General features: G+C 44.3%; 23 protein-coding genes and 2 tRNA genes. 15 read left to right on the top strand and 10 right to left on the bottom strand.

What is annotated here, in order from left to right; translation table 11 throughout:
• Window positions 1-69: 69 nt before the first annotated feature.
• A complete protein-coding gene (locus EIP89_RS01330) occupies window positions 70-549 on the bottom strand; it encodes an Lrp/AsnC family transcriptional regulator (RefSeq protein ID WP_124396859.1) in 480 nt (159 codons plus the stop codon).
• Between the two features lie 113 nt (window positions 550-662).
• Between EIP89_RS01330 and EIP89_RS01325 the strand changes: the two genes are divergently transcribed.
• Window positions 663-1898: a cystathionine gamma-synthase family protein gene (locus EIP89_RS01325; RefSeq protein ID WP_124396858.1), complete on the top strand. Its 1236-nt coding sequence runs from the start codon at window positions 663-665 to the stop codon at window positions 1896-1898.
• A 14-nt stretch (window positions 1899-1912) separates the two neighbouring features.
• On the opposite strand, the gene EIP89_RS11430 is transcribed toward EIP89_RS01325, so the two are convergent.
• A complete protein-coding gene (locus EIP89_RS11430) occupies window positions 1913-2074 on the bottom strand; it encodes a hypothetical protein (RefSeq protein WP_160160476.1) in 162 nt (53 codons plus the stop codon).
• 349 nt (window positions 2075-2423) lie between these two features.
• Entirely contained in the window at window positions 2424-3329 is a 906-nt protein-coding gene (locus tag EIP89_RS01320) for a flavin reductase family protein (RefSeq protein WP_124396857.1), read from the bottom strand.
• A 114-nt stretch (window positions 3330-3443) separates the two neighbouring features.
• On the opposite strand from EIP89_RS01320, the gene EIP89_RS01315 reads away from it, so the two are divergent.
• From EIP89_RS01315 to EIP89_RS01305, 3 genes are all read left to right on the top strand, one after another.
• A tRNA-Leu gene (locus EIP89_RS01315) sits at window positions 3444-3525 on the top strand.
• A gap of 58 nt (window positions 3526-3583) precedes the next feature.
• Entirely contained in the window at window positions 3584-5023 is a 1440-nt protein-coding gene (locus tag EIP89_RS01310; protein ID WP_124396856.1) for a sodium:solute symporter, read from the top strand.
• 74 nt (window positions 5024-5097) lie between these two features.
• Window positions 5098-5171 (top strand) — tRNA-Ile (locus EIP89_RS01305).
• Window positions 5172-5290: 119 nt separating this feature from the next.
• On the opposite strand, the gene EIP89_RS01300 is transcribed toward EIP89_RS01305, so the two are convergent.
• The 7 genes from EIP89_RS01300 to pyrG form a co-directional block, all read right to left on the bottom strand.
• Window positions 5291-5752: a hypothetical protein gene (locus EIP89_RS01300; RefSeq protein ID WP_124396855.1), complete on the bottom strand. Its 462-nt coding sequence runs from the start codon at window positions 5750-5752 to the stop codon at window positions 5291-5293.
• A gap of 156 nt (window positions 5753-5908) precedes the next feature.
• Window positions 5909-6385, bottom strand: coding sequence for a DUF456 domain-containing protein (locus tag EIP89_RS01295; RefSeq protein ID WP_124396854.1), 477 nt, complete (start codon window positions 6383-6385; stop codon window positions 5909-5911).
• A 2-nt stretch (window positions 6386-6387) separates the two neighbouring features.
• The gene (locus EIP89_RS01290) at window positions 6388-7161 is read right to left on the bottom strand and encodes a UDP-2,3-diacylglucosamine diphosphatase (protein WP_124396853.1); all 774 of its coding nucleotides are present in this window, start codon (window positions 7159-7161) and stop codon (window positions 6388-6390) included.
• A gap of 2 nt (window positions 7162-7163) precedes the next feature.
• Window positions 7164-9062 carry an amidophosphoribosyltransferase gene (locus EIP89_RS01285; protein ID WP_124396852.1) on the bottom strand — a complete coding sequence of 633 codons (1899 nt, stop codon included), beginning with the start codon at window positions 9060-9062 and terminating at the stop codon, window positions 7164-7166.
• A 131-nt stretch (window positions 9063-9193) separates the two neighbouring features.
• Complete coding sequence (locus EIP89_RS01280; RefSeq protein WP_124396851.1) at window positions 9194-9670, bottom strand: DUF6438 domain-containing protein; 477 nt, start codon at window positions 9668-9670, stop codon at window positions 9194-9196.
• Window positions 9671-9672: 2 nt separating this feature from the next.
• Entirely contained in the window at window positions 9673-11418 is a 1746-nt protein-coding gene (yidC, locus tag EIP89_RS01275; RefSeq protein WP_124396850.1) for a membrane protein insertase YidC, read from the bottom strand.
• A 25-nt stretch (window positions 11419-11443) separates the two neighbouring features.
• Complete coding sequence (gene pyrG, locus EIP89_RS01270) at window positions 11444-13063, bottom strand: CTP synthase (protein ID WP_124396849.1); 1620 nt, start codon at window positions 13061-13063, stop codon at window positions 11444-11446.
• A 484-nt stretch (window positions 13064-13547) separates the two neighbouring features.
• Here pyrG and EIP89_RS01265 point away from each other — a divergent pair, with 484 nt between their 5' ends.
• The 11 genes from EIP89_RS01265 to EIP89_RS01215 all read left to right on the top strand — a co-directional run bounded on the left by EIP89_RS01265 (window position 13548) and on the right by EIP89_RS01215 (window position 25619).
• Complete coding sequence (locus tag EIP89_RS01265) at window positions 13548-14267, top strand: cytochrome c biogenesis protein (protein ID WP_503827244.1); 720 nt, start codon at window positions 13548-13550, stop codon at window positions 14265-14267.
• Window positions 14264-14476, top strand: a complete 213-nt coding sequence (locus tag EIP89_RS01260) for a CcmD family protein (RefSeq protein ID WP_218019305.1) — start codon at window positions 14264-14266, stop codon at window positions 14474-14476. Before EIP89_RS01265 ends, EIP89_RS01260 begins: the two co-directional genes overlap by 4 nt.
• Window positions 14477-14493: 17 nt before the next feature.
• A complete protein-coding gene (locus EIP89_RS01255) occupies window positions 14494-14892 on the top strand; it encodes a cytochrome c maturation protein CcmE domain-containing protein (protein ID WP_124396847.1) in 399 nt (132 codons plus the stop codon).
• On the top strand, window positions 14889-17318 hold the full coding sequence (gene ccsA, locus EIP89_RS01250) for a cytochrome c biogenesis protein CcsA (RefSeq protein ID WP_124396846.1): 2430 nt from the start codon (window positions 14889-14891) through the stop codon (window positions 17316-17318). The genes EIP89_RS01255 and ccsA overlap by 4 nt, the downstream gene beginning before the upstream one ends.
• Window positions 17315-17974 (top strand): ABC transporter ATP-binding protein, encoded by a 660-nt coding sequence (locus EIP89_RS01245; RefSeq protein WP_307718662.1) that lies wholly within the window; start codon window positions 17315-17317, stop codon window positions 17972-17974. Before ccsA ends, EIP89_RS01245 begins: the two co-directional genes overlap by 4 nt.
• 10 nt (window positions 17975-17984) lie before the next feature.
• Entirely contained in the window at window positions 17985-18635 is a 651-nt protein-coding gene (locus tag EIP89_RS01240; protein ID WP_124396975.1) for a DUF4159 domain-containing protein, read from the top strand.
• Entirely contained in the window at window positions 18613-19809 is a 1197-nt protein-coding gene (locus tag EIP89_RS01235; protein WP_124396845.1) for a THUMP-like domain-containing protein, read from the top strand. The genes EIP89_RS01240 and EIP89_RS01235 overlap by 23 nt, the downstream gene beginning before the upstream one ends.
• A 92-nt stretch (window positions 19810-19901) precedes the next feature.
• The gene (locus EIP89_RS01230) at window positions 19902-23168 is read left to right on the top strand and encodes a T9SS type B sorting domain-containing protein (protein ID WP_124396844.1); all 3267 of its coding nucleotides are present in this window, start codon (window positions 19902-19904) and stop codon (window positions 23166-23168) included.
• Window positions 23169-23238: 70 nt separating this feature from the next.
• Window positions 23239-24366: a BamA/TamA family outer membrane protein gene (locus tag EIP89_RS01225; RefSeq protein ID WP_124396843.1), complete on the top strand. Its 1128-nt coding sequence runs from the start codon at window positions 23239-23241 to the stop codon at window positions 24364-24366.
• 12 nt (window positions 24367-24378) lie between these two features.
• A complete protein-coding gene (locus EIP89_RS01220) occupies window positions 24379-25086 on the top strand; it encodes a DNA alkylation repair protein (RefSeq protein ID WP_124396842.1) in 708 nt (235 codons plus the stop codon).
• Window positions 25086-25619, top strand: a complete 534-nt coding sequence (locus EIP89_RS01215; RefSeq protein WP_124396841.1) for an NUDIX hydrolase — start codon at window positions 25086-25088, stop codon at window positions 25617-25619. The genes EIP89_RS01220 and EIP89_RS01215 overlap by 1 nt, the downstream gene beginning before the upstream one ends.
• Window positions 25620-25623 lie beyond the last annotated feature (4 nt).

Genomic DNA, 25623 nt, shown 5'->3' with positions numbered 1-25623 from the left:
ATACCTTCATTAAACACGAACACCTTCCACAGGTTTTTAAAAACCCCATTACATCAAGCGATGATCGAATTACAAAAGGCTGTTACATTCCACTTCCTTCAGCACAAAAGAAGAGTGGACCGTCATTATGTTGGGAATTTTAGAAAGTTTTTTCACTACAAAGCTGTGGTAGGTCTCTATGTCTTGGCAAACCACCATAAGTATGTAGTCGTATTCGCCCGTCACATGAAAAAACCACTTCACCTCCTCCAGGTTCTTCACATGATCTTCAAAATCATGAATCACAGCCTCATAGTGCTCCTTAATCTTCACATGCGTGAGCACCGACACCTTATAGCCCAGCGCATTTTTGTTTAGCTTGGTCTCGTATTCCAAAATGATGTTTCGTTCTTCCAGCCTTTTAAGCCGCTCCAGTACACCCGACGGGCTTTGGTAACCTGCATAAACGGCTAGCTCTTTAAGGGTGGCACGTGCATTTTTTTGCAAGTACTTCAAGAGCATTATGTCGCTAGCGGTAATTTTTAGGCTTTTGTCGCTTTCAACGCTCATTTGATCTAATTTTTTACCAAAATTACAGCTTAAATTGCTTATTTTTTCAATTAAAACAAAGCTCAATCGAATATTTTTAGGAACATTCTAATTTTGTTTAAATTTTTTTCATCATGCATCCAGAGTCACTCATGATGTCGTATGGCTACCACCCTGAGTGGAGCGAGGGAGCCATTAAATGTCCAATCTTTCAAACATCTACTTTCGTATTCAAAACTGCTGAAGAGGGCAAAGCCTTTTTTGAACTGGCCTACGGAAAGCGCTATGCGCGGCCGGGTGAAATACCAGGCTTAATTTACTCCCGGCTCAACAATCCCAACATGCAGATCCTCGAAGAGCGCCTTTGCCTTTGGGATCAAGCCGAAGAGGCTGCTGCCTTCGAAAGCGGTATGAGTGCCATTGCCACTACCATGCTTGCCTTCCTAAAGCCCGGCGATGCCATCGTGTATGGCAATCCGGTATATGGTGGCACACATCACTTTATTAACCACTACCTCATCTCCATCGGCGTAAAAGTGCTCGACATACACCCAAAACAAGAGGAAAGCGAAATTCTCGAGCTCATCGAATCTTCCGGATTCAAGGACCACATCCGAATGCTCTACATTGAAACTCCCGCTAACCCTACCAACGACCTTTTCGACATCCATATGGTGCGTCGCATCGCCGATGCCCTGCAGCAGCACTCCGGCCACACCGTGAAAGTAGTCGTTGACAATACCTACCTCGGGCCGGTATTTCAGCACCCCTTGTTACACGGAGCTGATATTGTACTCTACTCAGCCACGAAATATCTCGGCGGCCACAGCGATCTTATAGCCGGTGTAGTACTCGGCAGCCATACTGACCTCGAGCAGATCAAACATCTTCGCACCTTCCTAGGCAATATGATCAGTCCAAATACCGCCTGGCTGCTGATGCGAAGCATCGAAACCCTTAAAATCCGAATGGAGCGCCAGCAGAAAAATGCCCTTCAGGTGGTTGATTGGCTTTTAAAACACCCAAAAATCACCCGCGTTTATTATCCGGGCCTACCCTCCCAAGGCGAGCGCCAGGTATCAATCTTCCACAGGCAGTGTGTAGGCTCAGGTGCCATGATCTCCTTCGACATATCCAGAGGTGAAAGCGAAGCCTTCCGATTTCTCAATCGCCTCAAGCTCATCCACCTCGCCGTTAGTCTCGGCTCCAACGAATCCCTTGCCCAGCACCCCTACACCATGACCCACAGCGATGTACCCGAAGCCGATAAGCAGCTGCACAACATCACACCTTCTATGATCCGACTGAGCATAGGCATCGAGCACCACGAAGACCTCATTGCCGATCTCGAACAAGCCCTAAATTTTTAAATTTTTTTCTTTTTTTATTTGGGCGTACTCCAGGCGAAGTCGCCATAAGCACCACAGCCGTTGAGCCTGTCTAGATAAGGCAGCAATAACTGACTTCGCCTGGATAGGGCTACTCTGATGGAGTCGAAGATGCTGACAATTCTAAAAGTTTTCGTCAGTACACGCTTTGCTCCCATGCTGTGACTTCGCTTCGCTACGCCTTTGCAACCGCGTTGGCGCGCGTCCTCTGTTTACCTCATGCGGGCAGTGCTTCCATCCTCATCTTTTCATAGTTACATTCTAGCCCAAAGCCTCCTTTACTTCCTAACAATCTTCTGTAAAACGCATTTCCAGTGACGATTCGATTGCTAAAATACTCGTGACCCACCTACAAAATTCTCTGTTTAGCAACCTTTTAGAATGGTTGAAATTTTACATTTAACCGTGCTAGGCATCAAAAATCAATCAACAAAAAAGCCCCAGACGAGCGTACACTAACCACCTGTGTCCGAGGCTTATCGTATTTGTATGTAAATCAAACCTTTCTTAAGAAGCCTTTTCGGCAGCGTAGAGCAGGATCATCCATGACTCCATTGGGTCGCCGTCTTGATCTTGTAAAAAGTCTTTCGCCAACTGAAAGAGCTTAGCCTTACTCCATTGCTCAATATTGGCATACATGGGATTGTCCTTCTTCAACTGTTCGATAAAGACATTAACTTCTTCTTTTTCAGGCAACTTCTCTACATTACCCAGTCGTCCGAGGTCATTGCCGCTGAAGATTCCAGACTCCTTCGCCTCAGCAGGTATTGCATCTACACCCACACCCAGCTTCTCAAGAGGCTTATCTACCTCAAAGAGTGCACTGCCGCTGTTGCGCGAATACCAATTTTTGCCCAACCGTGCTACCAGATCTATTTTGTGTTGGTCGATCATGCCTTCAGCATTCAAAATGTCGGGTGATACGTGCACCAGTAACACCTCGCAAATCACCAAATGTCCTGCACCACCTTGACTGCCAAGCGCAATCACATCATTTACCCGGCATTCGAACTGCACGGGGGACTCTTTTACCCGAAAGGGCTTGACCAACTCAGACTCAATCGGCGTGAAACCCGATTTTACAAATTCATTCACACCTGTCGGATATTCTGATGATGCCAGCGAGGTCTGATACACCATTGGGTACGTCACTACATTTATTACCACTTCTTTGGTAGCCAATACATTTTCCAGAGTGTCTTTAGTGGTATTGTTGCGCACACGGCGGGCAGGCGAAAAGACCAAGATCGGAGGATTGGCACTGAAAACGTTGAAAAAGCTAAATGGACTCAAATTGGGATTGCCATTGGCATCTACAGTACTGGCCAATGCGATGGGTCGTGGTGCCACAGCATGCTGCAGCAATCCTTGAAACTTCGGAACGGGGATATCTCCCGGTTTTATCTTAAGCATCTCGTGTAAAAATTTGGTCGGCAAAGTAAGGGCGAACAGAAAAAAATCAACGGTTAATAAAATTCCATTGCTGTATAAAATATTTGTGTAGCTTTGCAGCCGTTTTATAAAAATGCGGATGTGGCGTAATTGGTAGCCGCGCCAGACTTAGGATCTGGTGCCGTGAGGCGTGGGGGTTCGAGTCCCTCCATCCGCACAGCAGTGCAGAGCACCTCTCCCCCTTCGGAGAGGTTTTTTTGTTTACATCAGTTAGTATGTCACTTCCTTATTTTATTCTTACTCTTATACTTGGTTATTTCAGCCTTCTCTTTGTCATCAGCCGCAAGAAGAGTCGGGGAGATAACTTTTTCTTCTTCACCGGGGGCCGAAATGCCCACTGGCTTATGATTTCGGTGGGTATGATTGGCGCCTCCTTGTCGGGAGTTACTTTCATCTCCATTCCCGGTTGGGTGAAGACCCAAAACATGGCTTACATGCAGATGGTGCTCGGCTATTTGGCCGGCTATGCAATCATCGCTACCATTTTGCTTCCTCTTTACTACCGTCTACAACTGATTTCTATATACCAATATTTGAAAGTCCGCTTTGGCCCAGTGGGATACAAAACAGGGGCATCTTTTTTTATCCTCTCCCGTCTGTTCGGTGCCGGATTTCGCTTGTACTTAGTGGCGCTAATCCTACACACACTTGTATTCGAGCACTTTGGTTGGCCATTTTGGGCTACAGTTTCGCTCAGCATCGGCATGATTTACCTGTATACACAGCGTGGGGGCATAGGTACCATCATCTACACTGACGTGGTGCAAACCGTTTTCATGCTCGGCGCCCTCATAGCTACAGTTACTTTTATATGGAGAGATTTCAATATGTCCGATGAAAGCTTATTTGGCTACATATATTCTAATCCGCTTTCGAAAGTCTGGTTTTTCGATCATTTTCTTTCTGACGGCAGGCACTTCGTCAAGCAATTTTTGGGGGGCATGTTTATCGCCATCACAATGACTGGTCTCGACCAAGATATGATGCAGAAAAACCTGGCCTGCAGAAACTTAAAAGACGCACAAAAAAATATGATGCTCTTTTCTGTAATGCTCCTTCCTGTAAATCTGATCTTTTTGTCCCTCGGCGTATTGCTGTACGACTGGGCTGCCCTTCATGGAATCGAAGCCACAGGCGACCGTCTGTTTGCAGCAGTGGCTTTCAGCCCCGATGCTCCACAGATATTGGGCATTCTGTTTATACTCGGGGTTATAGCGGCTGCGTACAGTAGTGCTGACAGTGCACTCACAGCTCTTACCACATCATTTACGGTTGACATTCTAGGCTTAGAGCTTATAGAAAATCAGCGAACTCGGCGTATTCGCATACTTACTCACCTGGCAATGTCAGCAGCTATGCTGATTTTAATTGTGATTTTCAAATATTTTGTGAGCGAGAGCGTCATCAACGAAATTTTTACCATTGCAGGTTTTACCTATGGGCCGCTACTTGGGCTGTATGTTGTAGGTATGTTTACGCGTTGGCAAGTAAACGATCGGTGGATACCCATTGCTGCCATTGCTGGGCCTTTGCTCACGTATTTGCTTAAGAAAAACAGTCTTGTGTGGTTTGGCTACACCTTTAGCTTTGAATTGATTCTCATCAACGGTGCGCTCGTGATATTTGGTCTATGGCTGTTAAGAATTCACAAGTAAAAAGGTATGGTTTTTAAAGTTCGATTAATAAATCGGGGCATGTATATTTGCAGCCCGATGCAATAATGCGGTTAGGGCCTATAGCTCAGCTGGTCAGAGCACCTGACTCATAATCAGGGGGTCACAGGTTCAAGCCCTGTTGGGCCCACTCAAAATCAAGAGGTTACAACGTAAAAGTTGTGACCTTTTTTTTTCGACGGATTTAATACAGAAAAACTCTTCTTGCTCTGCCACCAAAGTAGTTGTAACTTAGCAGAAGTCGAGTAATCAAAAGTCATCTCCCTCAGCGAGTTCAAGTTCTGCTTTATCGCCTTCAGCTGCCACCATTTCAAGTGCCTCTAAAATCGATTTGTCAGTAGAATTAACCGGAATCTCCAGTTCAAAATTCACTGCCTCTTTATTCAATCTGAAGGATCCATGTTTAATCTTTTTATTGGTATTAGTCACCCATGCAGATAGCTCATTTCCTTTCAATCTGCTACTCCTCACCATTGTCGATATTGTTATGTTATCTATATTTCCGATTGTGTGAAAAGCAGTGACTTTTACAATCTGTGCCCTGCCATTTTTCAGCGGATAGCCTACTAAATATCTCAGAGCCTCTCGTTCATACTGGAAGGGAAGATTCTTACTTTTAAAAATTTTTTCTAACCGTGTATCTTGTGCATTAGCAAAGGTTATAGTGCAGAAAAATAAGATGGTTAACAATCTTAAGTTAATTGATTTCATAGGGATACTGTTTTTTTCAAAAATTCAATCAAAATGCTTGTCGGTTATTACAGCATGTGCAGTATTTTATATTGAGCTCAATGGGGTGAAACATAAAACTGAAACCTTACATGAACTTCGGGAAAAAATCAAAATACTAGCTGCTGCTGTAAGGAATCAGAACAGTGCAAAAGCACCATACACGAGCGCCCAAAGGCCATAGACACCTTTGATGACAATGCCACCCACTAGGCCAGCAAAACTGGCAAAAGCACTTTTGAAAGCTTTTTGAACATCGTTTGAAAAAATGAGTTCGCCCACAAAAGCGCCAAGTATCGGAAAAATCAAAATTCCTACTGGAGGTATTAAAAAAAGACCTAGAAGGGTACCCACAAACGTGCCTCTAACCGCTGCTGGCGAAGCCTTCAGCTTCTGTGTGAAATAGGTGGGAATCACATAGTCTAAAACAGTGATTAGCGCTGCTACCAGCGCTGCCACAACGAGAAAGGCAAGTGAAAATTGAACTTGAGAAGAAAAATGCAGTATAAGGAGTCCTAAAAAACTCAGAGGCGGACCTGGTAAAACAGGTAAAACGGCTCCCGCCAGCCCCGCAATCAAAAACAAAAAAGCAATGACCAGTAAAAACCAATCCATCACTAACCTTTTATAAACTGCGCATCTGATTCGAAGGCTCGCAATTCGAGCTCAGTGCCATTCCACACAGCATACGTCTGATAGTGCAACCATTCACCCAAGTTGATGTACCGGCTATGACTGCCAACTTGCAAATCGAGAGGTAAGTGTCTGTGACCGAAAATAAAATAATCGACATGCTCGCTCTGAAGCACCTCTAAACAATAGTGATAAAGCCACTCTTGCTCTTTGGAAGTGAACACAGCATCTGACCCTCCGGTGTGTTTTCGGCTCACACGACTCGAGCCTTGAGCTAGGCGAATACCTATATCGGGATGTACATGCCTAAATAGCCACTGTGCCAGCGGATTGGTAAAAACCTTTTTCAAAAATTTATATCCGTAATCACCCGGACCTAAGCCATCACCGTGGCCTATGAAAAATTTTTTTCCGTTAATGATTTGGGTTATTGGATTGCGATGCAAGGTGCAACCTATTTCATTCGGCAAATAGTCAAAAATCCACAGATCGTGATTACCGGTGAAGAAGTGAATTTTTACTCCACTGTCGGCCAAAAGGGCCAGCGATCCTATAGCGCGCGTAAAGCCTCTAGGAACAGCCTTCTTGTACTCAAACCAAAAATCAAACAAATCGCCTACGACGTATAACTCGTTCATCTCAGCTCCGTATTTCTCAAGCCATTTAACAAAGAGGCGCTCTCGCTGAATAGAGGTGAATTTGGCATCGACACCGAGATGAAGGTCGGAGATGAAAAAAATTTTTGAAGTTGCCGTCATGGTCAGTAAGCCCTATTGGGATTGCCTTCCATATAGTGAACAAAAGCCTTATTTACTACGCGCATACCTCCAGGCGTGGGATAATCGCCCGTAAAGTACCAATCGCCCGTATGCATTGGGGAGCTTTGATGCAGAGACTCGATGCTCTGAAAAACAAAGGAAACCTTCGCCTTCATACCTGGCGGGGAGAGTAGTTCAGCCATTTTATCTGAAATCTCTTGTACCGTAAAAGGTTTGTAAATAGCCTTTACGAGATTTTTTGGCTCTGGATCTTCTTCGGCCAAATAGGCTTTGCACTGCTGATATACTTCATTCAGAATGTAATGCGTACCGCGCTCCCAGTGCAGGGCTACTGCAGCTTGAAAGGCAGCGAAATCGCCCAACCGAGCCATATCGATGCCATAGCAATCGGGGTATCGAATCTGTGGTGCTGATGAAGCCACTACGATGTGTTTGGGATTGAGCCGATCCAAAATTTTCAAAATACTATCTCTCAACGTGGTTCCGCGCACGATGGAATCGTCGAGTACCACAAGCGTATCTGAGGGGCGAATGATGCCATACGTAACGTCGTACAAATGGCTCACCAAATCAGACCGAGAGGCATCTTCGGTGATAAAGGTGCGCAGCTTGGCATCTTTCCAGGCAACCTTTTCCATCCGAATTTTCTGATTGAGAATAGACAAGATCTGCTGTTGGGTGAGGGCTTTACCCGCTTTGGCCAGCTGTTCAGCTTTTTTGGTATTTAGATATTCGTTTAAGCCCTGAATTAACCCGTAATAAGCCACTTCTGCCGTATTTGGTATGTACGAGAATACTGTGTTTTCAAGGTCGTAATTTATGGTTTTGAGAATGGGTTCGAGGAGCGATTTGCCAAAAGAAATGCGTTCTTGGTAAATACCTGCATCGTTGCCGCGGCTGAAGTAGATGCGCTCAAAAGAACAACTGCGCCGTTCGGCGTCTTTTTTAATTTTCTTGATGAAATACTGTCCGCTTCGCTTGATAATGAGGGCGTGGCCGGGTTCTAATTCTTGTACCGATTCGAGGGGTACGTTAAAGGTGGTTTGCAATACGGGTCGCTCACTGGCTACGGCAATTATTTCATTATCTACGTAGTAAAATGCCGGTCTTATGCCATTGGGGTCGCGCAGCACAAAGGCATCGCCATGGCCGAGTAAGCCGGCCATTACATAGCCACCATCCCAGTGTTTACTGGCTTTTTTCAGAATGTTAGCTACATCGAGCTCTTGGGCTATCAAGGGTGAAATGTCCTTCTTGCTGTAGCCAGCCTTTCTGTACTTCTGGTAGATTTCTTCGTTTTCTTTGTCGAGAAAGTGACCGATTTTTTCCAGGATGGTTACTGTGTCGGCTTTTTCTTTTGGATGTTGACCGAGGCTAATGAGTTTATTAAAGAGTTGGTCAACGTTGGTCATGTTAAAATTACCTGCCAGCAGCAGGTTGCGCGTCATCCAGTTGTTTTGGCGCAAGAAAGGATGGCATTGCTCGATGCTATTGCCGCCATACGTGCCATAGCGTAAGTGGCCGAGATACACTTCGCCGATATAAGGCAGCAGTTCTTTTAACTCCTGAGTTGTGAGATCTTCGGGATTTTTAGAGCCAAGGGTTTCAGAAAATCGAATTTTGATGCGCGCGAAGATGTCTTTGATCGGCGTAGGGTCATTCGAGCGGATACGACTTATGTATCGTTGACCGGGCTGCATGTCGAATTTAATGGATGCTAGACCGGCGCCATCTTGGCCTCTATTGTGCTGCTTTTCCATAAGCAGGTACATCTTATTGAGGCCGTAGAAAGCTGTTTTGTACTTTTCGCGGTAGTAGTCCAGAGGTTTTAAGAGACGGAGTAGGGCAATGCCGCACTCATGCTGTAGGCTATCGCTCATCGGAGGTGCAAAGCGTTGTGGTTCAGAAAGAAATTATTGAACAATGAGCATACAAAGGTAAGGTTTTCACAAGGTAATGAAATCAAAAAAGCCCATTAAAACGGGCTTTTTTGAATGTCTTTTGAGAACTATTACTCTTTTACCTCGAGTTCTTTTCTCCATATGTTGTCGATTAGTACTTCGAGCTTCACCAATTGTGGAGGGGGATTGTATCGATTTTTAATGGATTTTACCTGTTTGCCCTCCACAGTAAGCGTGGTAATAACCGAAGGCAAATCACTAATGTACATATTGTCATACGTATCAGCCAGATTTACAAAGTTGGCTTCAATAATTGCTTTTCGCAGCACTTCTACCTCCGTAAGCGGGATGTAGGTTTCATACTCGCCCTTTGGGTTTGCGAAGTCTTTTCCGCTGTATTCAATTTTACCATCAGAGTGTATGCTAACCTTGTAAACCGGACAGGTGCCAAAGCATGGCGTGCGCTCAAGCGAAATCACAAAAGGTTTGTTCCCTTTAAGCGCTCGGGCTGTCGTGTTTGAGGTGCTCTTACATGCTGAAAAAGCTGCCAGCAGAGCAATTATCGTGAGTTTTTGAAAATTTTTCATAATTACATCTTTCTTCTGCGGATGGTTCTATTGCCTTTGGCTTGTTGCTCTTTGGCCAACTGCTCAAAGGTCTGCATGAATTTCGAAGGTTTTACCTCACGCGCTTGATTTTCCTTGATCTTAGCGTGCAACTTCTCTTCGTCAATAAAAGCCTTAATGGCATATTGCTGACCGAAGGTAATGATGTTTGAAATGAAGTAGTAATACGTTAGACCTGAAGCATAATTGTTAAATACTCCAAGGAAAACGATGGGCATCAAGTACATCATATACTTCAGCTGCGGATACTGATTGTTTTGAGGAGTGAGCTGCTGGTTCATCCAGGTGTAGATAATGGTAGAGATGGTCATGAGCAGCGTAAAAAGGCTAACGTGTGAGCCATACCCTGGAATGCGGAAGGGTAAATCGAGAATAGAATCGTATGTTGATAAATCTTCTGCCCACAAAAAGGACTGACCTCTCAACTCGAAAGAGGCAGGGAAAAATTGAAACACAGCAAACAAAATGGGCAACTGAAACAACAAGGGAATACATCCGCCAAGAGGATTAACCCCGCTCTTACGGTATAGCTCCATGAGAGCTTGCTGCTTTTTGAGCTGGTCTTTCTCGTCTTTATACTTTTCGTTGATCTCATCCATTTCGGGCTTCAGGATGCGCATTTTGGCCATACTGCGGTACGAACCGTAAGTAAAGGGGAAGATGACAATCTTAATAAGAATGGCCATAATGAGGATGATGATGCCGTAGTTGAGGTTATACGACTCAAGCCAGTTGAAAATGGGAATGACAACTCCTCGATTGATCCAGCCAAAAATGGCCCAGCCTAGAGGGATGAGCTTTTCGTAGTCGTTTTTGTATTTTTTGAGAATGTTAAACTTATTGGGGCCAAGGTACATGTGGAGTTTCACGGCAGAGGTAGTAGCCGGCAGTTCGGCGCGTAAGGCCATGAGTTTGGTGTAATTTTCATCGGCCAGAGGCTCCACCGTCATTTCAGCAGAGCTAAAATCGCTTTCGCAGCTCAGGATTACGGAGAAAAACTGCTGGCGGAAGGCAATCCAATCGAGCTGTTCGGCGCGCTCGTTGTCTGAGCGAGTTTCGCTGAGATTTTTTAGCTTGCCATTGGCCAAGTGATAGTACACAGAGGTGCGATTGCTCTCGAAGTCGCGGTTTTTCTCCAGCCTAAAAGCCCTCATGCGCATATCGATGTAGCCGCCATTGCTGAGCAAAGGCGATTCGATATCGATGTTAATGCGATAACTTCCTGGCTCAAGGCTGTACGTGATGTTCAAGTCTTTGCCTTCAAATTGCGTTGTGAATGTAATGTGCCGATCTGATTTGTCTTTTATTCGAAAAAAGAGCTTGCTGGTAGGTACGGCTACAACTTTGCCAAGCAGCAGCTTCCATTCAAAGTTGTCGTTAATAAGCTGAAGCGGTTCTTTTTTCCAGTTAAATTGCTTTTTAATCTCCACGCGCTTCAATACAGCGCCTTTGCTGCTGAAGGTGAGATTCAGCAGGTCGTTCTCCATTGCATAAAATTCTTCAGCAGCTGTTTGCATCATCGCGATGCCGTTGTCGATGGGTTGCGAAAGATCGACTGACTCGACTACCTCTTCTTCAGGTTGTTCTGTAGGAGTAGTTTGAGTATTTTCTTGAGTTGATTGTGAGGGTGTGGATGTAAAACCTATCCACATCATTATGAGGCCTATCAGTATGAGGCCTATGATGGTATTGTTGTCTAGTTTGTTCATACGTATTTCTCAAACTTTTTTTAGGTTACTCATTATCCACAGCATAATGACTAGCTGCTTTTACAAAATGTATAAAAAGCGGATGCGGGTTGTACACGGTACTTTTATATTCTGGGTGAAACTGTACGCCAATAAAAAAGGGATGGTCGTCGAGTTCAATGATTTCGACTAAATCCTTGTCGGGATTTATACCTGAGAGGCGGAGGCCGGCTGCCATAAGTTGAGAACGATAGGCATTATTGAGCTCGTAGCGATGGCGATGCCGCTCAGAGATCTCGAGTCTGCGGTAAATTCGGTGCGCCAGTGAATCTGGTTCGAGTTTACAGGGCCAGGCACCTAAACGCATCGTTCCTCCCTTTTCAGTGATTTTTTTCTGTTCTTCCATTAAGTCAATCACTGGGTGAGGGGTTTTCGGATGAAATTCGGTGGAGCTGGCATCTTGCAAGCCTATAACATTTCGAGCAAATTCAATTACAGCGATTTGCATACCCAGACAAATGCCGAAAAAGGGTATTTTGTTTTCGCGGGCATAGCGCACAGCTTCGAGCTTGCCTTCAAAACCTCGCTCTCCAAAACCGGGAGCCACTAGCACACCGTGCAGACCTTTTAGTGTATCAACTACCGTCTCGGGACGGAGGGATTCGGCGTGAATCCACCGGATATTAACTTTGACTTCGGTATGAGCACCGGCATGTATAAAACTTTCGGCTATGGATTTATAAGAATCTTTGAGCTCGACGTATTTGCCGATTAATCCGATGGTAACTTCTGTCTTTGGAAACTTTAGACGGTACAAAAATTCTTTCCAACGCACTAAATCAGGTTCTTGACGTACCGGTAGATTTAAGCGCTTAAGTACAGCTTCATCGAGCTTTTCATTACGCATGAGGATAGGTACGGCATAGATGGTCTCAGCATCAATGGATTCGATGACAGCATCTTTCTTCACATTGCAGAAGAGTGCCAGTTTTTTGCGCAAGTCTTCTCCCAAGGGGTGCTCGGTGCGGCATACCAAGATGTCGGGCTGTACACCGCTCTCTTGAAGCATTTTTACAGAGTGCTGGGTGGGCTTGGTCTTCAGCTCCCCTGTGGCTGATAAATAGGGAATCAGTGTAAGGTGTACTACCAGGGCGTCTTGTCCAAGCTCCCATTTGAGCTGACGAACAGCCTCAATGTAGGGCAGCGCCTCTATGTCGCCCACAGTGCCACCTATTTCGGTAATTACTATTTCGTACTCTCCTGATTGGCCGAGAATCTTGATGTGATTTTTGATTTCATCGGTAATGTGAGGGATTACCTGCACAGTCTTGCCCAAAAATTCACCTCTTCGCTCTTTTTCAATCACATTCAAGTAGATGCGACCTGTAGTCACATTGTTGGCTTTAGAGGTTGGGCGATTGAGGAAACGCTCGTAATGGCCTAGATCGAGATCGGTCTCAGCACCGTCTTCGGTCACATAGCACTCGCCGTGTTCATATGGATTAAGCGTACCTGGATCCACATTAATGTAGGGGTCGAGTTTCTGGATGGTAACGGAGTACCCCCTCGACTGAAGCAGTGTTGCCAGTGAAGCTGAGATGATGCCTTTACCTAATGACGATGTTACCCCGCCGGTGACGAAGATGTATTTGGTAGAATGTGACATGATGTGAAGTGCGCCCGTTTAACGTTGTTTAAACGGGCGACAAAGCTAATATTCAATCACAATCTCGATTCACAAGAGAGTACTAAGATTTTTAAGGTAAAAAATGAAAGGATGCAGCGAAACAAAAAAGAAAATTAAAAAAACAAAATTGCAATCACAAGTTCAGAGCTACCCGGCCGAAAGCCGTTAGGCATGAGGTGAACATACGAAAGTTTTTAAAATCTATCTGCATAAAATAAAATCTGGAAGGTACCTGCGAAGCCGGCAGTGCGTAGCAAAGTACCGGGCAAATAGCGAGCCCGAAAGAGGCCTTTTCAGAGGAACGCCCGAGTATGAGAAGTAAAACAAAGTTCCTTCACACTTCTGTTGGAATGATGTGATGCTTAATTTTTAGAATTTCAATAGGCAATCAACACAGGCTATTGGCGTGTTATTTGAACAAAAATGGCCCTGTAGGCCATTGTATATTTGCGCAAAAATTTTTATGTCTTTGAAAAAAAATTGGTGGAAGGTGCTGGCGTCGATGCTGGTGGTGTATACCATTGTAATGGGTTTTCTCTCAGAAGTACCCCGGCTGCCAATTTTAAATGAGTCGATTCGAAATCTGTACTTTCATGTGACGATGTGGATGACTATGCTGGTAATGCTGACAGTTAGCCTAGTGTACAGCGTGCGCTACTTGCTCAAGTTAGACCTCAAATACGACACCGTAGCCTTTGCAGCGGCTCAAGTGGGAGTATTAGTGTCGGTTATTGGCATAGTAACAGGCATGATTTGGGCGCGCTATACATGGGGAGCTTTTTGGGTAAATGACCCCAAGCTTAATGGTGCAGCTATTACTTTACTGGCTTATTTAGCCTATTTTGTACTCAGAGGCGCGGTGGAAGACGGAGAGAAGAAGGCGCGCATATCCGCCGTGTACAATGTGTTTGCTTTTGTGATTATGATTGTATTCATTCAAATTTTGCCACGGCTGACCGACAGTTTACATCCGGGCAATGGAGGAAATCCCGCCTTCAGCTCTTATGATTTAGACAATCGAATGCGAATGGTGTTTTATCCGGCAGTGATTGGCTGGTCGCTCATCGGAACATGGATACTTGAACTCAAAGTGCGGCTGTATCGATTGGAGCAAAAGAGAAATGAGCTTCAGGAGCTCTCAACTGAAAATTTTGGAAGAAAGACGATTGAATTAAAAAAATGAACAAATACATCTACACTTTTTTAATGGCTCAACTGACTTTCGGCCAAGCAGTCAGTCAGCAAGTAGAACCCGAAATGGCCGACGCTTTCAGGGCTGAAGGTAAAATCTATGTGGTAGTTGTGGTATGTCTGATCGTACTGTTTGGACTGATCGGCTACCTGACTTATCTCGACCGAAGGATTAAGAAGCTGGAAGACTCATCGAAGTAAAATGTAAGGTAAGCATTATGAAAAAGTCGTATATCGTCTTGCTCATCGTGATAGCCATTGCCATTGGCGCAGTAATGGCTACGCTTAGCGATGCGAGTACTTATGTAAATTTTACAAAAGCTGAGCAGAATCCTGGAAAAGTGTACACAGTGATCGGGCAACTCGACCGCGAAAAGCCCATGGACTTCGATGCAAGAGCGGGTGTTTTTTCCTTTTACGCCGTAGATAAAGAAGGAAATAGCCGCAAAGTACTGTATTTCAAACCCAAGCCAACTGACTTTGAGCGCAGTGAAGACATCACAATGAAGGGATATTCGACTGACACAGCCTTTGTAGCTGACGAGATTTTATTGAAGTGTCCATCGAAATACAACGAACAAAACAAACTGGAAGAAGGTAAAACTGACGGCGAATGAATTACATTGGTGAAGCAACATGGATAGGGGAAGCCGGTCGCATATTTACATCCCTCGCTTTTGTAACTGCACTGGTATCAGCCTTTTTTTACTATTTGACTTTAAAAAGTCAAAACATTGATTATCAAAAAACTGGAAGAATTCTTTTTTATCTTCACACCTTTTCAGTAGTAGCTATTGTGGCTCTAATGCTCGTGATGCTCACGGGCCACTACTTCGAGTACGACTATGCCTGGAAGCACACCAGCCGAAACCTCGAGACGAAATACATCTTTTCTGCCTTTTGGGAGGGTCAAGAGGGCAGTTTCATTCTTTGGATTTTTTGGCACGCGATGCTGTTTTTGATTTTTCCATTAGCAAGACACCGCTTCGAAGCCCCAGTGCTGATGATCGGTTTATTGGTACAGACTTTTCTGATAAGCATGATTCTGGGAATATATCCCTTTGGGGTAAAAATTGGCAGCTCGCCCTTTGTGCTGATCCGAGAATTGCCCGAAAACATAGGACTACCTTGGACCAAAATGGAAGACTACCTGCAGAAGCTACCTGGCTTTATGGAGGGTCGAGGATTGAATCCCTTATTACAAAACTACTGGATGACCATACACCCCCCCACATTATTCCTTGGTTTTGCCTCTACGGTTATTCCTTTTGCCTTTGCACTCGGATCACTCATTCAGCGCGACTACAAAGGATGGTTAAAGCCAGCCTTACCCTGGACATATTTTGCGCTAGGTATTCTGGGTGCAGGCATCTTGATGGGTGGCGCCTGGGCATATGAATCGCTGAGTTTTGGAGGTTTCTGGGCATGGGATCCTGTTGAAAACGCTTCCCTTGTACCTTGGCTAACTTTGGCTGCTTCAGCACATCTGATGATGATCGCCATTAACAAAGGCACTGCTCTACGCACCAGTTATTGGATGCTATTTCTAACCTATTTCTTCATCCTCTACTCTACTTTTTTGACCCGCAGTGGCGTATTAGGCGATGCTTCAGTGCATTCGTTCGTCGATCTGGGGCTCAATGGTCAGCTCTTAGCCCTTTTGTTTTTCTTTTTACTACTGCCTTTCCTGCTCTTTGCCTTTCATTACAAATGGATTCCCGACAAGACTGAAGACGAAACACTCTATAGCCGCGAGTTTTGGATGTTTGTAGGGGCTTTGATTTTACTGGTTTCAGGCTTCCAAATCATCTTCAGCACTTCGATACCGGTAATCAATAAATTGATTGGGCCTGATGGATTGGTAAAGCTCTTGCCCGAGAAGCTCGCCCCACCCGTAGATGCCATTAAGCACTACAATTCTTTTCAATTGCCCTTCGCCATCATCATAACGCTTTTTATGGCCTTTGGGCAATTCTTGTCGTACAGACAGAAGAAGGCAAATCAGTTTTGGAAAAATATTTCGCTGAGCATAGCTGTGAGCGTGCTGTTGAGCCTTCCTTTCATCCTTCTTTTTAAGATGTGGAAGCATCCACTGTATAGCTTACTTACATTTACCTCAGCTCTCGCTCTTGTATCGAATCTGGATTTTTGGTTGCGCATCGTACGCGGCAACTGGGCTGTTTCGGGGGCATCTATCGCACATGCCGGTTTCGGCCTCATGATGCTTGGTACCGTAGTGAGCCAAGCCAATCAAAAAATCATTACTAAAAACAAAACGTACATTGCAGAAAACATCCCAGCCAGTGAAAATATTTTAATGGAAAAGGGCGATACCCTCGTCATGGAACCTTATCTGGTGACTTGGAGCGATACCTGGCAGGAAAATCATCGCAGATATTACAAAGTAGATTTTTTGAAAGAGAATGATGGCCAATTAGCTCATGCCTTTACGGTAGTGCCCCATATTCAAATCAATGACCGAATGGGCTTGGTGGCCGAACCTGGCACTAAGCACTACTTGCATAAAGACATCTATACCTTTCTCTCCTACGCCTCTGATGTACAAAACCGAAATTCACCCGATGGTTTTGGGGATGAGATGGAATTTATGATGGCTAGGGGAGATACATTTATCGTCGATCGATATTTTATGGTGCTCGACAGCATTATAGCCAATACCAGTCGCGACCCTCGCACAAAAGAAATCAAGACCATTGAAATTGAAGCTGTTTTGAAATTGATATCAGCCACAGGGAATCGCTATGAAGTGCGGCCCAAATACTACCTCGACGAGTCGAACGTCGTGAACCACATCGATGCCGTTTCAGAAGAAGCAGGCATCAAGGTGCGCTTCAAGGACATCAATCAGGAACAAAACAAGTTGGTCTTCACCACCTGGAAGAAGTTAAACGACGGTCCCGATTTCATCATCATGAAAGCCATCGTATTTCCAGCCATCAATTTACTTTGGACAGGTATAGTAATGATGACCCTTGGAATATTTTTGTCAGTGTATCAACGTTACAAAATCCAACGCCGTTGAGCATACTGATACGTGCAAATGCACTCAGCAAGTCGTATGGCCATCTTAAGGTAATCGACAACATAAGCGTCGAAATCGAATCCGGTAAACTCATAGCCATTGTAGGTCCTTCAGGTGCCGGAAAAAGCACATTGCTCAACCTATTGGGTTCGCTCGATAAACCCGATAGTGGAGAGGTCTTTTTTGAAGGGGTTTCGTACAAATCTCTTTCTGACAAAAAATTGGCAGAGCTCAAGAACCGTAATATTGGCTTTGTATTTCAGTTTCACCATCTTCTACCGGAGTTTACCGCCCTAGAGAATGTAGCCATACCGTCTATGATCGCAGGCGTAAGCCGAAAGAAGGCTGAGGAACAAGCAGCTGTTTGGCTCGAAAAAGTAGGCCTGGAGCATCGCCTCAATCACAAACCTTCAGAACTCAGCGGAGGTGAACAACAACGCGTGGCCATAGCCCGCGCCCTGATAAATAATCCAAAAATTGTAATGGCCGACGAACCTACGGGAAACTTAGATTCTAAAAACGCTGAACAGATCAGTCACCTCTTTCAGACACTCTGCTCAGAGCTTGGCATCACCTTCCTAATCGTGACGCATAACGACAGTCTGGCAGCTATGGCAAGCAAGGTGATATCTTTACGCGACGGAAAAATTGTCTGATATGAGGAGTATGCGCCATGTTCAAACCCTTTTACTTGTTTTGAGTGCATCCTTTTTGTACAGCCAATCATTGAAAATAGCTGTTCTCAAATACGCCGGTGGGGGCGATTGGTACGCTAATCCTACTTCACTGCCAAATCTAATTCGCTTTTGCAATGAACACTTGCCCGCACGCATCCATCCCGAACCTGCCGTGGTAGAGCCTTCGTCGCCAGATATCTTTAATTACCCCTTCATTCACGCCACCGGGCATGGAAACATTTATTTTACCGATCAAGATATAAAAAATCTCAGAAAATACTTGCTTAACGGTGGTTTCCTTCACATAGACGACAACTATGGCATGGATCCTTACGCGCGCAGAGAAATTCAAAAACTCTTTCCCGACAAGAAACTGGAACTACTGCCTGATTTTCACCCCATTTTTCAGCAAAAATTTCCCTTTAAAAACATCCCGAAAATTCACGAGCACGACGGTAAACCTGCTCAGGCATTCGCCATTACACACAACGGCCGCATCGTACTGCTCTACACCTACGAAACAGACCTCGGCAACGGCTGGGAGGATCAAGAAGTGCACAACAACCCCGAAGAGGTGCGCCAGCGTGCCCTAAAAATGGGTTGCAACATCTTACACTATGTCTTCGAAAGAGCTCTTTGAGCGCGTTTCTCTGGGATTAGAAAGAGATGAATACGCCAAATTGTACGATGAAATAAAGCAACATGGAATTGAAAGAGCTTTATTGAAATACAGCAACGAACCTGTCTTCAAAGAAGCCGCACAGCAGTGTTTTGCCAGAATCAAATATGCAAAAAAGTTTGAATTTTTACTCAAGTCTTATCCCGGATGGCTTCTTCCGGCGGGTCTTCCCCTTCAGCAGGCATCTCATCACCATACGGCCGCTTTTAAAGCTAAGCTGTCTGAGGCTTACAAAACCGCTATTGACCTCACAGGAGGCTTAGGAATGGACACCATAGCCCTTGCACGTGCTGCATCAAAAACCATCTATCTTGAGCGAAACAAATCCATTTTTGATTACAACGATTTCAATTTTTCAAAGTATTTACCACACGTAGAGCGATATAACCTCGATGCTTTTGACTGGCTTAAGAACCTTCTCCCATCCAATGAAAAAACCTTAATTTACGCCGATCCTGCCCGACGTACCGCCTCGGGCAAGAAAACCTTTCACCCGGCAGACTATGAGCCTAATCCCTCAGCATTACGTAAAAGTCTTGAAAATTTAGAAGTTGATTTCCTTTTAAAAGTAAGTCCAGTAGCCGATCTTGACTTTTTAAGTCGCTACATTGGTGCACCTGCCAAAGTGTATCTATTGGCTGTGGAAGACGAGCTCAAAGAGGTTTTGCTGCTGTATGCGTCTCATGCTTCACCTCCTCTACTGGAGATATGGAAGTGCGACGATACCTCTCATTTGCTTTTTTTTTCAGATAAACTTACCCATCATAACAAGGTGCTGACAACTGCTAAACCCGAAGATTTAATTTACATACCTCATGCAGCTCTAGTTAAAAGTGGTGGTGATAAAGCCTTAGCTGCTGATTTTAAATTGAAAACTTTTCATCCAGAAGCGCGCATTTATACTTCATCACAGCTAACGAAAGTGCCCGGCTGGAGGGTCTACCGCACTTTGCGGTTTTCTAAGTCCCTATCAGAACTACAAGTATCTGAAGCTATGGTGATTACAGGTAAATTTCCCGACAGGCCTGAAAGCATCCGAAAAAAACACAAGATTGAAGAAAGCAATACCCACGCTTTGATCGCAACAAAAACCGAAAAGAACGAAAATCTCTGGATTTTGGCTGAAAAACTTTAAAAATCAGTCGAAAATGTGCTTTTTTCGGCATTAAGCACAAGATTTTTTTAATCATTTTTGTTATACATTAGTAACCATAATTTTAAAATCGGGTGAGGGGTATAGTTCGAAATCTGTTGCTAATGCTGTGGGCTGTGATGGTGAAGGCTCAGGATGCCCAATTTGTGTACAATGCCGGTCAATGGCCCGAATCCTTTGAATACAGACTGAAAATCAGTAACGGAAATATTTATTTCGAAGACGGAAAGGTTAAAGTTTTTCTGATTCACCCGTACGATTGGGCGCAGTTTCATGGCCCCCAACACAGTGCTGCCACTCCCAGATCTTTTGGCATTTCACAGTTTGGCTACACTCCAGGTATATTGAGAATGCATACGTACGAGATGCAATTTGTAAACGCAAATCTGAAAGCAATCAAAAAAGGTTTAAAGAAAAAAGCGTTTTATCACAATTACTTCCTGGGAAAAGACCCTAAATACTGGCGGTCAGAAGTGCCTGTGTATAGTGGAGTATCGTATGAGAATGTATATCCCGGTATCAGCGTTCATTTTTATGAGGCTGAAAACCAATTTAAATACGACTACAGGATAGCACCGGGCGCTGACCCTTCTCTGATCAAAGTGCGCTATGCTTTTACAGATAGTATTTACATCGACCGCGAAGGCAATCTCATCGTTAAAACCAACGCAGGAGATGTGGTAGAAAAAGCTCCATATACCTACCAAATCATCGATGGACAGCCACGCAGAGTGGCGTGCCACTATGTAGTCGATAAAAACATAGTAACTTTTAAACTCGGCACCTACAATCCTCAATACGAATTGGTAATTGACCCAACGGTAGTCTTTTCTACTTTCACTGGCTCTACTTCCGACAACTGGGGATTTTCAGCTACGTTTGACAATAACGGAAACTTCTACGCCGGCGGAATTGTATTCGGTAATGGATATCCTACCACTCAAGGTGCGTTTCAAACTACATTTAATTCCGGTAGTAATTTTCCCACAACCACGGATGTATCTATCTCTAAATTTAATCCTGCAGGCACTCAGCTCATTTATTCCACCTATTTAGGAGGAAGTAGTAGTGAGCAAGTACATAGTATGGTAGTAAACAGCAACAACGAACTTATCGTGTATGGCATAACTGGTTCCGTCAACTTTCCGATTACTCCAAATACAGCGCAGACAAACTTTGCTGGAGGGTCGAATTTTGTAATAGGCAATTACACATATGCGAATGGAAGCGATATCTTCATTACCCGATTTAATGCGACTGGATCAGCCCTTATAGCCTCTACTTACCTGGGCGGAAATGGGAACGACGGACACAACGCTGCCCTTGTGCGCAACTATGGCGATTATGCCCGTGGTGAAGTGATTGTCGATTCGTTAAACAATATTTACGTAACCTCTTGTACAAACAGCAGCAATCTGATCTTACCCAATCCCGCATTTACCTACTTCGGGCAGCAAGATGCAATCCTGGTTAAATTTTCTCCTAATCTCAATCAAATCCTCTGGGGAACTTTCTATGGAGGGACGCAAAACGATGCAGGTTACTCCGTGAAGATATTTAGTCAACAGGTATTTATCTGCGGTGGGACGACCAGCAGTTCTATTCCAACACACAACGGATCATTTCAAAACACTTATTCAGGTAGTTCAGATGGATTTTTAGCGCGATTTTCAGCCATTACAGGTGCTTTCCAGCGAGGAACCTACTTTGGGACCAATGCCTATGACCAGGTGTACTTTATCGATCACAACCGAAACGGTGAAGTCTATGGCATGGCCCAAACATTGGGTTCAATCATCAAAACACCCAGTAAATACGGGCAATCTGGCCGTAGCCAGGTCGTTTTTAAAATGAATGCTGATCTTAGCCTGATGCACTGGATCACAACCTTTGGCAGCGGACCTAACACAATCAATATTTCTCCAGCTGCATTTAATGTAGATGAATGTTTTAACATAATGCTCTCAGGCTGGGGAGGTGCTGTGAATAGCCCGCCAGCTAACCCTATTCCAAATGGCTCAACCTCAGGACTTCCATTAACATCTGATGCTTTTCAATCTACCACCGATGGGAGCGATTTTTATTTCATGGTATTAGGTGCAGATGGCAACACGCTTAAATACGCTACATATTTCGGTGGTAGCTCTAACGAACACGTGGACGGAGGCACCAGTCGATTCTCCCCCGAAGGTATTATTTACCAGGCCATCTGTGCAGGATGCCAAGGCGGAACTTTTCCAACAACTCCGGGAGTTTTCAGCCCCACCCGTGGCGGTCCAAACTGCAATCTCGGGGCTGTGAAAATCGACTTTGACAATTTCGTAAAAGCCGATGCCAGTGTGGAGCTCACAGTAGAAGTAGATTCTGTTTGCAACATGTATAAAGTTGTATTTAACAATCAGAGCATCAATGCTCAGAACTTTTTATGGATTCTAGGAAATGGCCAGACGTCTACACAAACAGCACCTACAGCGTTTTATGTGGGTCCAGATACATTCCGGGTTAAATTGATCGCCCACGACACCCTGTGCAATCAATATGACACCACAGAAATTGCTTTTTTTATTCCCGAATTTCCTAGGCCTAAAGCCGAGATTAGTACGTTCTATCGCTCCTGCGATTCAGAATTTAAAATCACAGTAGAAAATCTTTCGACTTCAGGACATCAAGTGCTATGGAACATGGGAGATGGTACAGTGTATACCGGACTGAACCAATTAACACATAACTATCCGGCCGAAGGCTCCTACAATGGATATTTCGTACTAATCGATACCATATGTAACCGAACGGATACGGTTTTCTTTTCAGCCACATACTCCGATACCATTCAGCGGCCGGAAATTTTATCAGTAAAACCTAAATGTCCGGAAGGGTCTTTTGAATTTGAAATATCAAATACCCAGCCTCATTACATATACATTTGGGATTTTGGAGGAGGTAATACCCGAATCGGTCGTTTCCCTATTTTCAACTACACTGAATCAGGCAATTACATCATCAAACTCACAATTATCGACACCCTGTGTAATCGTGAATACAACTATCAGATACCAGTAACGGTCGATTATTACGGCGATTTCTTCTACATTCCAAATACCTTTACCCCCAACGGCGATGGAACAAACGATGTATTCTACCTTGCAGGAGCTGAATGCCTCGAACGTGCCCGATTGGAAATTTACAACCGATGGGGGCAGCTCGTCTTCGAAACAGATGACCCTTTCAACGAATTCTGGGACGGTACCTATAAAGGTAAGGAAGTGCCACAAGGAGTATACCCGTACATCTTTTATCACTATCGCGGCCAGCGCAAAGGCACTATCACATTGTTCCGATAATCCTCAATTTGATCGCAACACTTTTCTCTGTCAGATAATTTGAATGTAGTTTTTTGTTTTCATTTGCATCGTGATAAAAAGCAGGGCATATCTACTACTAGCGTTACAATTAGTTATTTTTAGTTCAAGTGCACAAGATTGGCTGCAATGGTTTGGTATAAGACCTCTCGATGATACCGTTTCTACCGAAAAATCCGGAATTGCAGTTATTCCATTGCTCTACTACACACCTGATACCCGTCTTGCCTTTGGGGCTGCAGGGGTCTATTACTTCTCCTTTAAGGCTAAAAAACCGGAGCAAAAAGACGCGCGTCTTTCTTACATTCAATTTTTAGCCGATTACACACAAAACAGACAACTTGACATCTGGGCTCTTTGGAATGTATTTACCCGCAATGAAGATTATCTGCTCAAGGGCGAATTGAGATACCGAAATTTTCCAGATCGATTTTATGGAATCGGCAACGCTACCCCTCGCTCCAACGAAGAATTTTATGCTTACGACCTTAAATCATTTAAGTATTTGATGCTCAGAAGAATAAGAGGTGAACTCTTCATGGGATTTGACCTTATGGTTTCGAACGAATACAATTTTAAGATTAAAGAAAATGGCTTATTAGAAGTCGGGAACATCATCGGGAATCGCGGTGGCGTAACCTCTGGCCTCGGATTCGTAATGACATATGACGACCGCGACAATATTGTGAACTCGTACAAAGGGCATCTGTTTGAAATTTCTACCTACTTCTACGACAAAGTGATCGGCAGCAACTTTGACTACATCAATGTCAACTTGACCTACCAAACCTATTTCGAGCTAAAACCTAAAAACGTTTTGGCAGTGCAATTTGTAGGCCGATACAATACCAGCGGGGTGCCCATGCTAGACATGGCCACTGTGGGTGGTGAGGAAATCTTGCGCGGATATGCTCGAAACCGATTCAGAGACCGAAATTTTACTGGATTTCAACTAGAATATCGCTTTCCGCTCTTTTGGCGATTGGGCATGGTCACCTTTGCCGGGGCGGGCGATGTTTTTAAAACGACTAATGACCTCTCGCTGCAGCGCGTGAAATACTCTGTAGGCACAGGTCTGAGATTTGTAATCAATCCAGCTGAGCGACTGAATCTTCGTTTCGACGTAGGACTGGGACGCGAGGGCGCCCATTACTACCTGATGGTTACTGAAGCTTTTTAATTGACTGAAATAGTGGAAATTAATTCTTCCATCGATTGGCTGGCAGAAGCCTATCATGGCGCGGCAGATCTCTCGAAAAAACCTTGGATGGAGGCGTATATGCGAAACCAATTCGCATTTATCGGTGTGCCAGCTCCTGTACGCAAGTCCATTCAAAAACAGTGGTTTAAGGAAGTAGCTTCGGTTAAGACTTCCGAAGATTTAATCGAGCTTGTAAAACTCTTGTATGAATCAAACGAACGGGAGTTCCAATACACAGCCATTGACCTCTTAGCAGCGAGACATCGTTTACTCAGCGATGTACAAATGCAGAATCTATTAGAAAAGTGCATCACTACAAAGCCCTGGTGGGATACGGTCGATTTTTTAGCCACGAATATTGTGGGCAAGTGGCTTTATGATCGAAAGGAATTGCAGAAAGAAATCGGCCAGCGCTGGCTGAATTCCAAACACTTATGGCTAATGCGTTCAGCTCTTTTGTTTCAACTCAAATACAAAGAAAAGACCGATTTTGACTTGCTGCATCATTACATACTTTCATTGGCTGATCATCGAGATTTTTTCATTCAAAAAGCCATCGGTTGGGCCTTGAGAGAATATTCGAAGACGAATCCCAAACAAATTGATACCTTTGTGAAGCAACACGACAAAATCTTGTCAAACCTCGCGAAACGCGAAGCACTAAAGTGGACAAAACGATTAAAATACGCCGATAATTAATGAACTTCTGCTCCGTTTGCGGGTCTGCATCTATTGTTCGAAAAATTCCCAATGGCGACCACTTTGAACGCTACTGTTGTGAAGTTTGTGGGCAGATTCACTATCAAAATCCCAACATCATCGTAGGTACACTTTCGGTTTGGCAGAATAAAGTTTTGCTTGCAAAACGGGCAATTGAGCCTCGGAAGGGATTATGGAATTTGCCTTGTGGATTTCTGGAAAACGGCGAAACTGTGGAAGAAGGAGCTCGAAGAGAGACGTACGAAGAAACTGCGGCATTTGTAGAAATTAAGCGCCTGCACACGGTTTACAACTTGCCCCACGCCCGACAGGTGTACATGATTTTTCTAGCTGACATGCAGCATGAAAAGATGAGCGAAACATCAGAAAGCAGTGAAGTAAGGCTTTTTACTAAAGAGGAAATTCCCTGGAGCGAGATTGCCTTTTCTTCCACTGCTTTTGCCCTTAAAAAATATTTTGAAAACCCGGACTTTCCGGGCGTTCACATTGGTACGTATTGGCCAAAAAATTAGTATC

The organism is Thermaurantimonas aggregans (genome assembly GCF_003851885.1).
Classification (GTDB): Bacteria; Bacteroidota; Bacteroidia; order Flavobacteriales; family Schleiferiaceae; genus Thermaurantimonas; species Thermaurantimonas aggregans.
This window is presented reverse-complemented; position numbering and strand designations above follow the sequence as displayed.

Coding starts and splice junctions, on each gene's coding strand:
- EIP89_RS01330 (WP_124396859.1), bottom strand. CDS start 549: ATGAGCGTTGAAAGCGACAAAAGCCTAAAAATTACCGCTAGCGACATA.
- EIP89_RS01325 (WP_124396858.1), top strand. CDS start 663: ATGCATCCAGAGTCACTCATGATGTCGTATGGCTACCACCCTGAGTGG.
- EIP89_RS11430 (WP_160160476.1), bottom strand. CDS start 2,074: ATGGGAGCAAAGCGTGTACTGACGAAAACTTTTAGAATTGTCAGCATC.
- EIP89_RS01320 (WP_124396857.1), bottom strand. CDS start 3,329: ATGCTTAAGATAAAACCGGGAGATATCCCCGTTCCGAAGTTTCAAGGA.
- EIP89_RS01310 (WP_124396856.1), top strand. CDS start 3,584: ATGTCACTTCCTTATTTTATTCTTACTCTTATACTTGGTTATTTCAGC.
- EIP89_RS01300 (WP_124396855.1), bottom strand. CDS start 5,752: ATGAAATCAATTAACTTAAGATTGTTAACCATCTTATTTTTCTGCACT.
- EIP89_RS01295 (WP_124396854.1), bottom strand. CDS start 6,385: ATGGATTGGTTTTTACTGGTCATTGCTTTTTTGTTTTTGATTGCGGGG.
- EIP89_RS01290 (WP_124396853.1), bottom strand. CDS start 7,161: ATGACGGCAACTTCAAAAATTTTTTTCATCTCCGACCTTCATCTCGGT.
- EIP89_RS01285 (WP_124396852.1), bottom strand. CDS start 9,062: ATGAGCGATAGCCTACAGCATGAGTGCGGCATTGCCCTACTCCGTCTC.
- EIP89_RS01280 (WP_124396851.1), bottom strand. CDS start 9,670: ATGAAAAATTTTCAAAAACTCACGATAATTGCTCTGCTGGCAGCTTTT.
- yidC (WP_124396850.1), bottom strand. CDS start 11,418: ATGAACAAACTAGACAACAATACCATCATAGGCCTCATACTGATAGGC.
- pyrG (WP_124396849.1), bottom strand. CDS start 13,063: ATGTCACATTCTACCAAATACATCTTCGTCACCGGCGGGGTAACATCG.
- EIP89_RS01265 (WP_503827244.1), top strand. CDS start 13,548: ATGTCTTTGAAAAAAAATTGGTGGAAGGTGCTGGCGTCGATGCTGGTG.
- EIP89_RS01260 (WP_218019305.1), top strand. CDS start 14,264: ATGAACAAATACATCTACACTTTTTTAATGGCTCAACTGACTTTCGGC.
- EIP89_RS01255 (WP_124396847.1), top strand. CDS start 14,494: ATGAAAAAGTCGTATATCGTCTTGCTCATCGTGATAGCCATTGCCATT.
- ccsA (WP_124396846.1), top strand. CDS start 14,889: ATGAATTACATTGGTGAAGCAACATGGATAGGGGAAGCCGGTCGCATA.
- EIP89_RS01240 (WP_124396975.1), top strand. CDS start 17,985: ATGCGCCATGTTCAAACCCTTTTACTTGTTTTGAGTGCATCCTTTTTG.
- EIP89_RS01235 (WP_124396845.1), top strand. CDS start 18,613: ATGTCTTCGAAAGAGCTCTTTGAGCGCGTTTCTCTGGGATTAGAAAGA.
- EIP89_RS01215 (WP_124396841.1), top strand. CDS start 25,086: ATGAACTTCTGCTCCGTTTGCGGGTCTGCATCTATTGTTCGAAAAATT.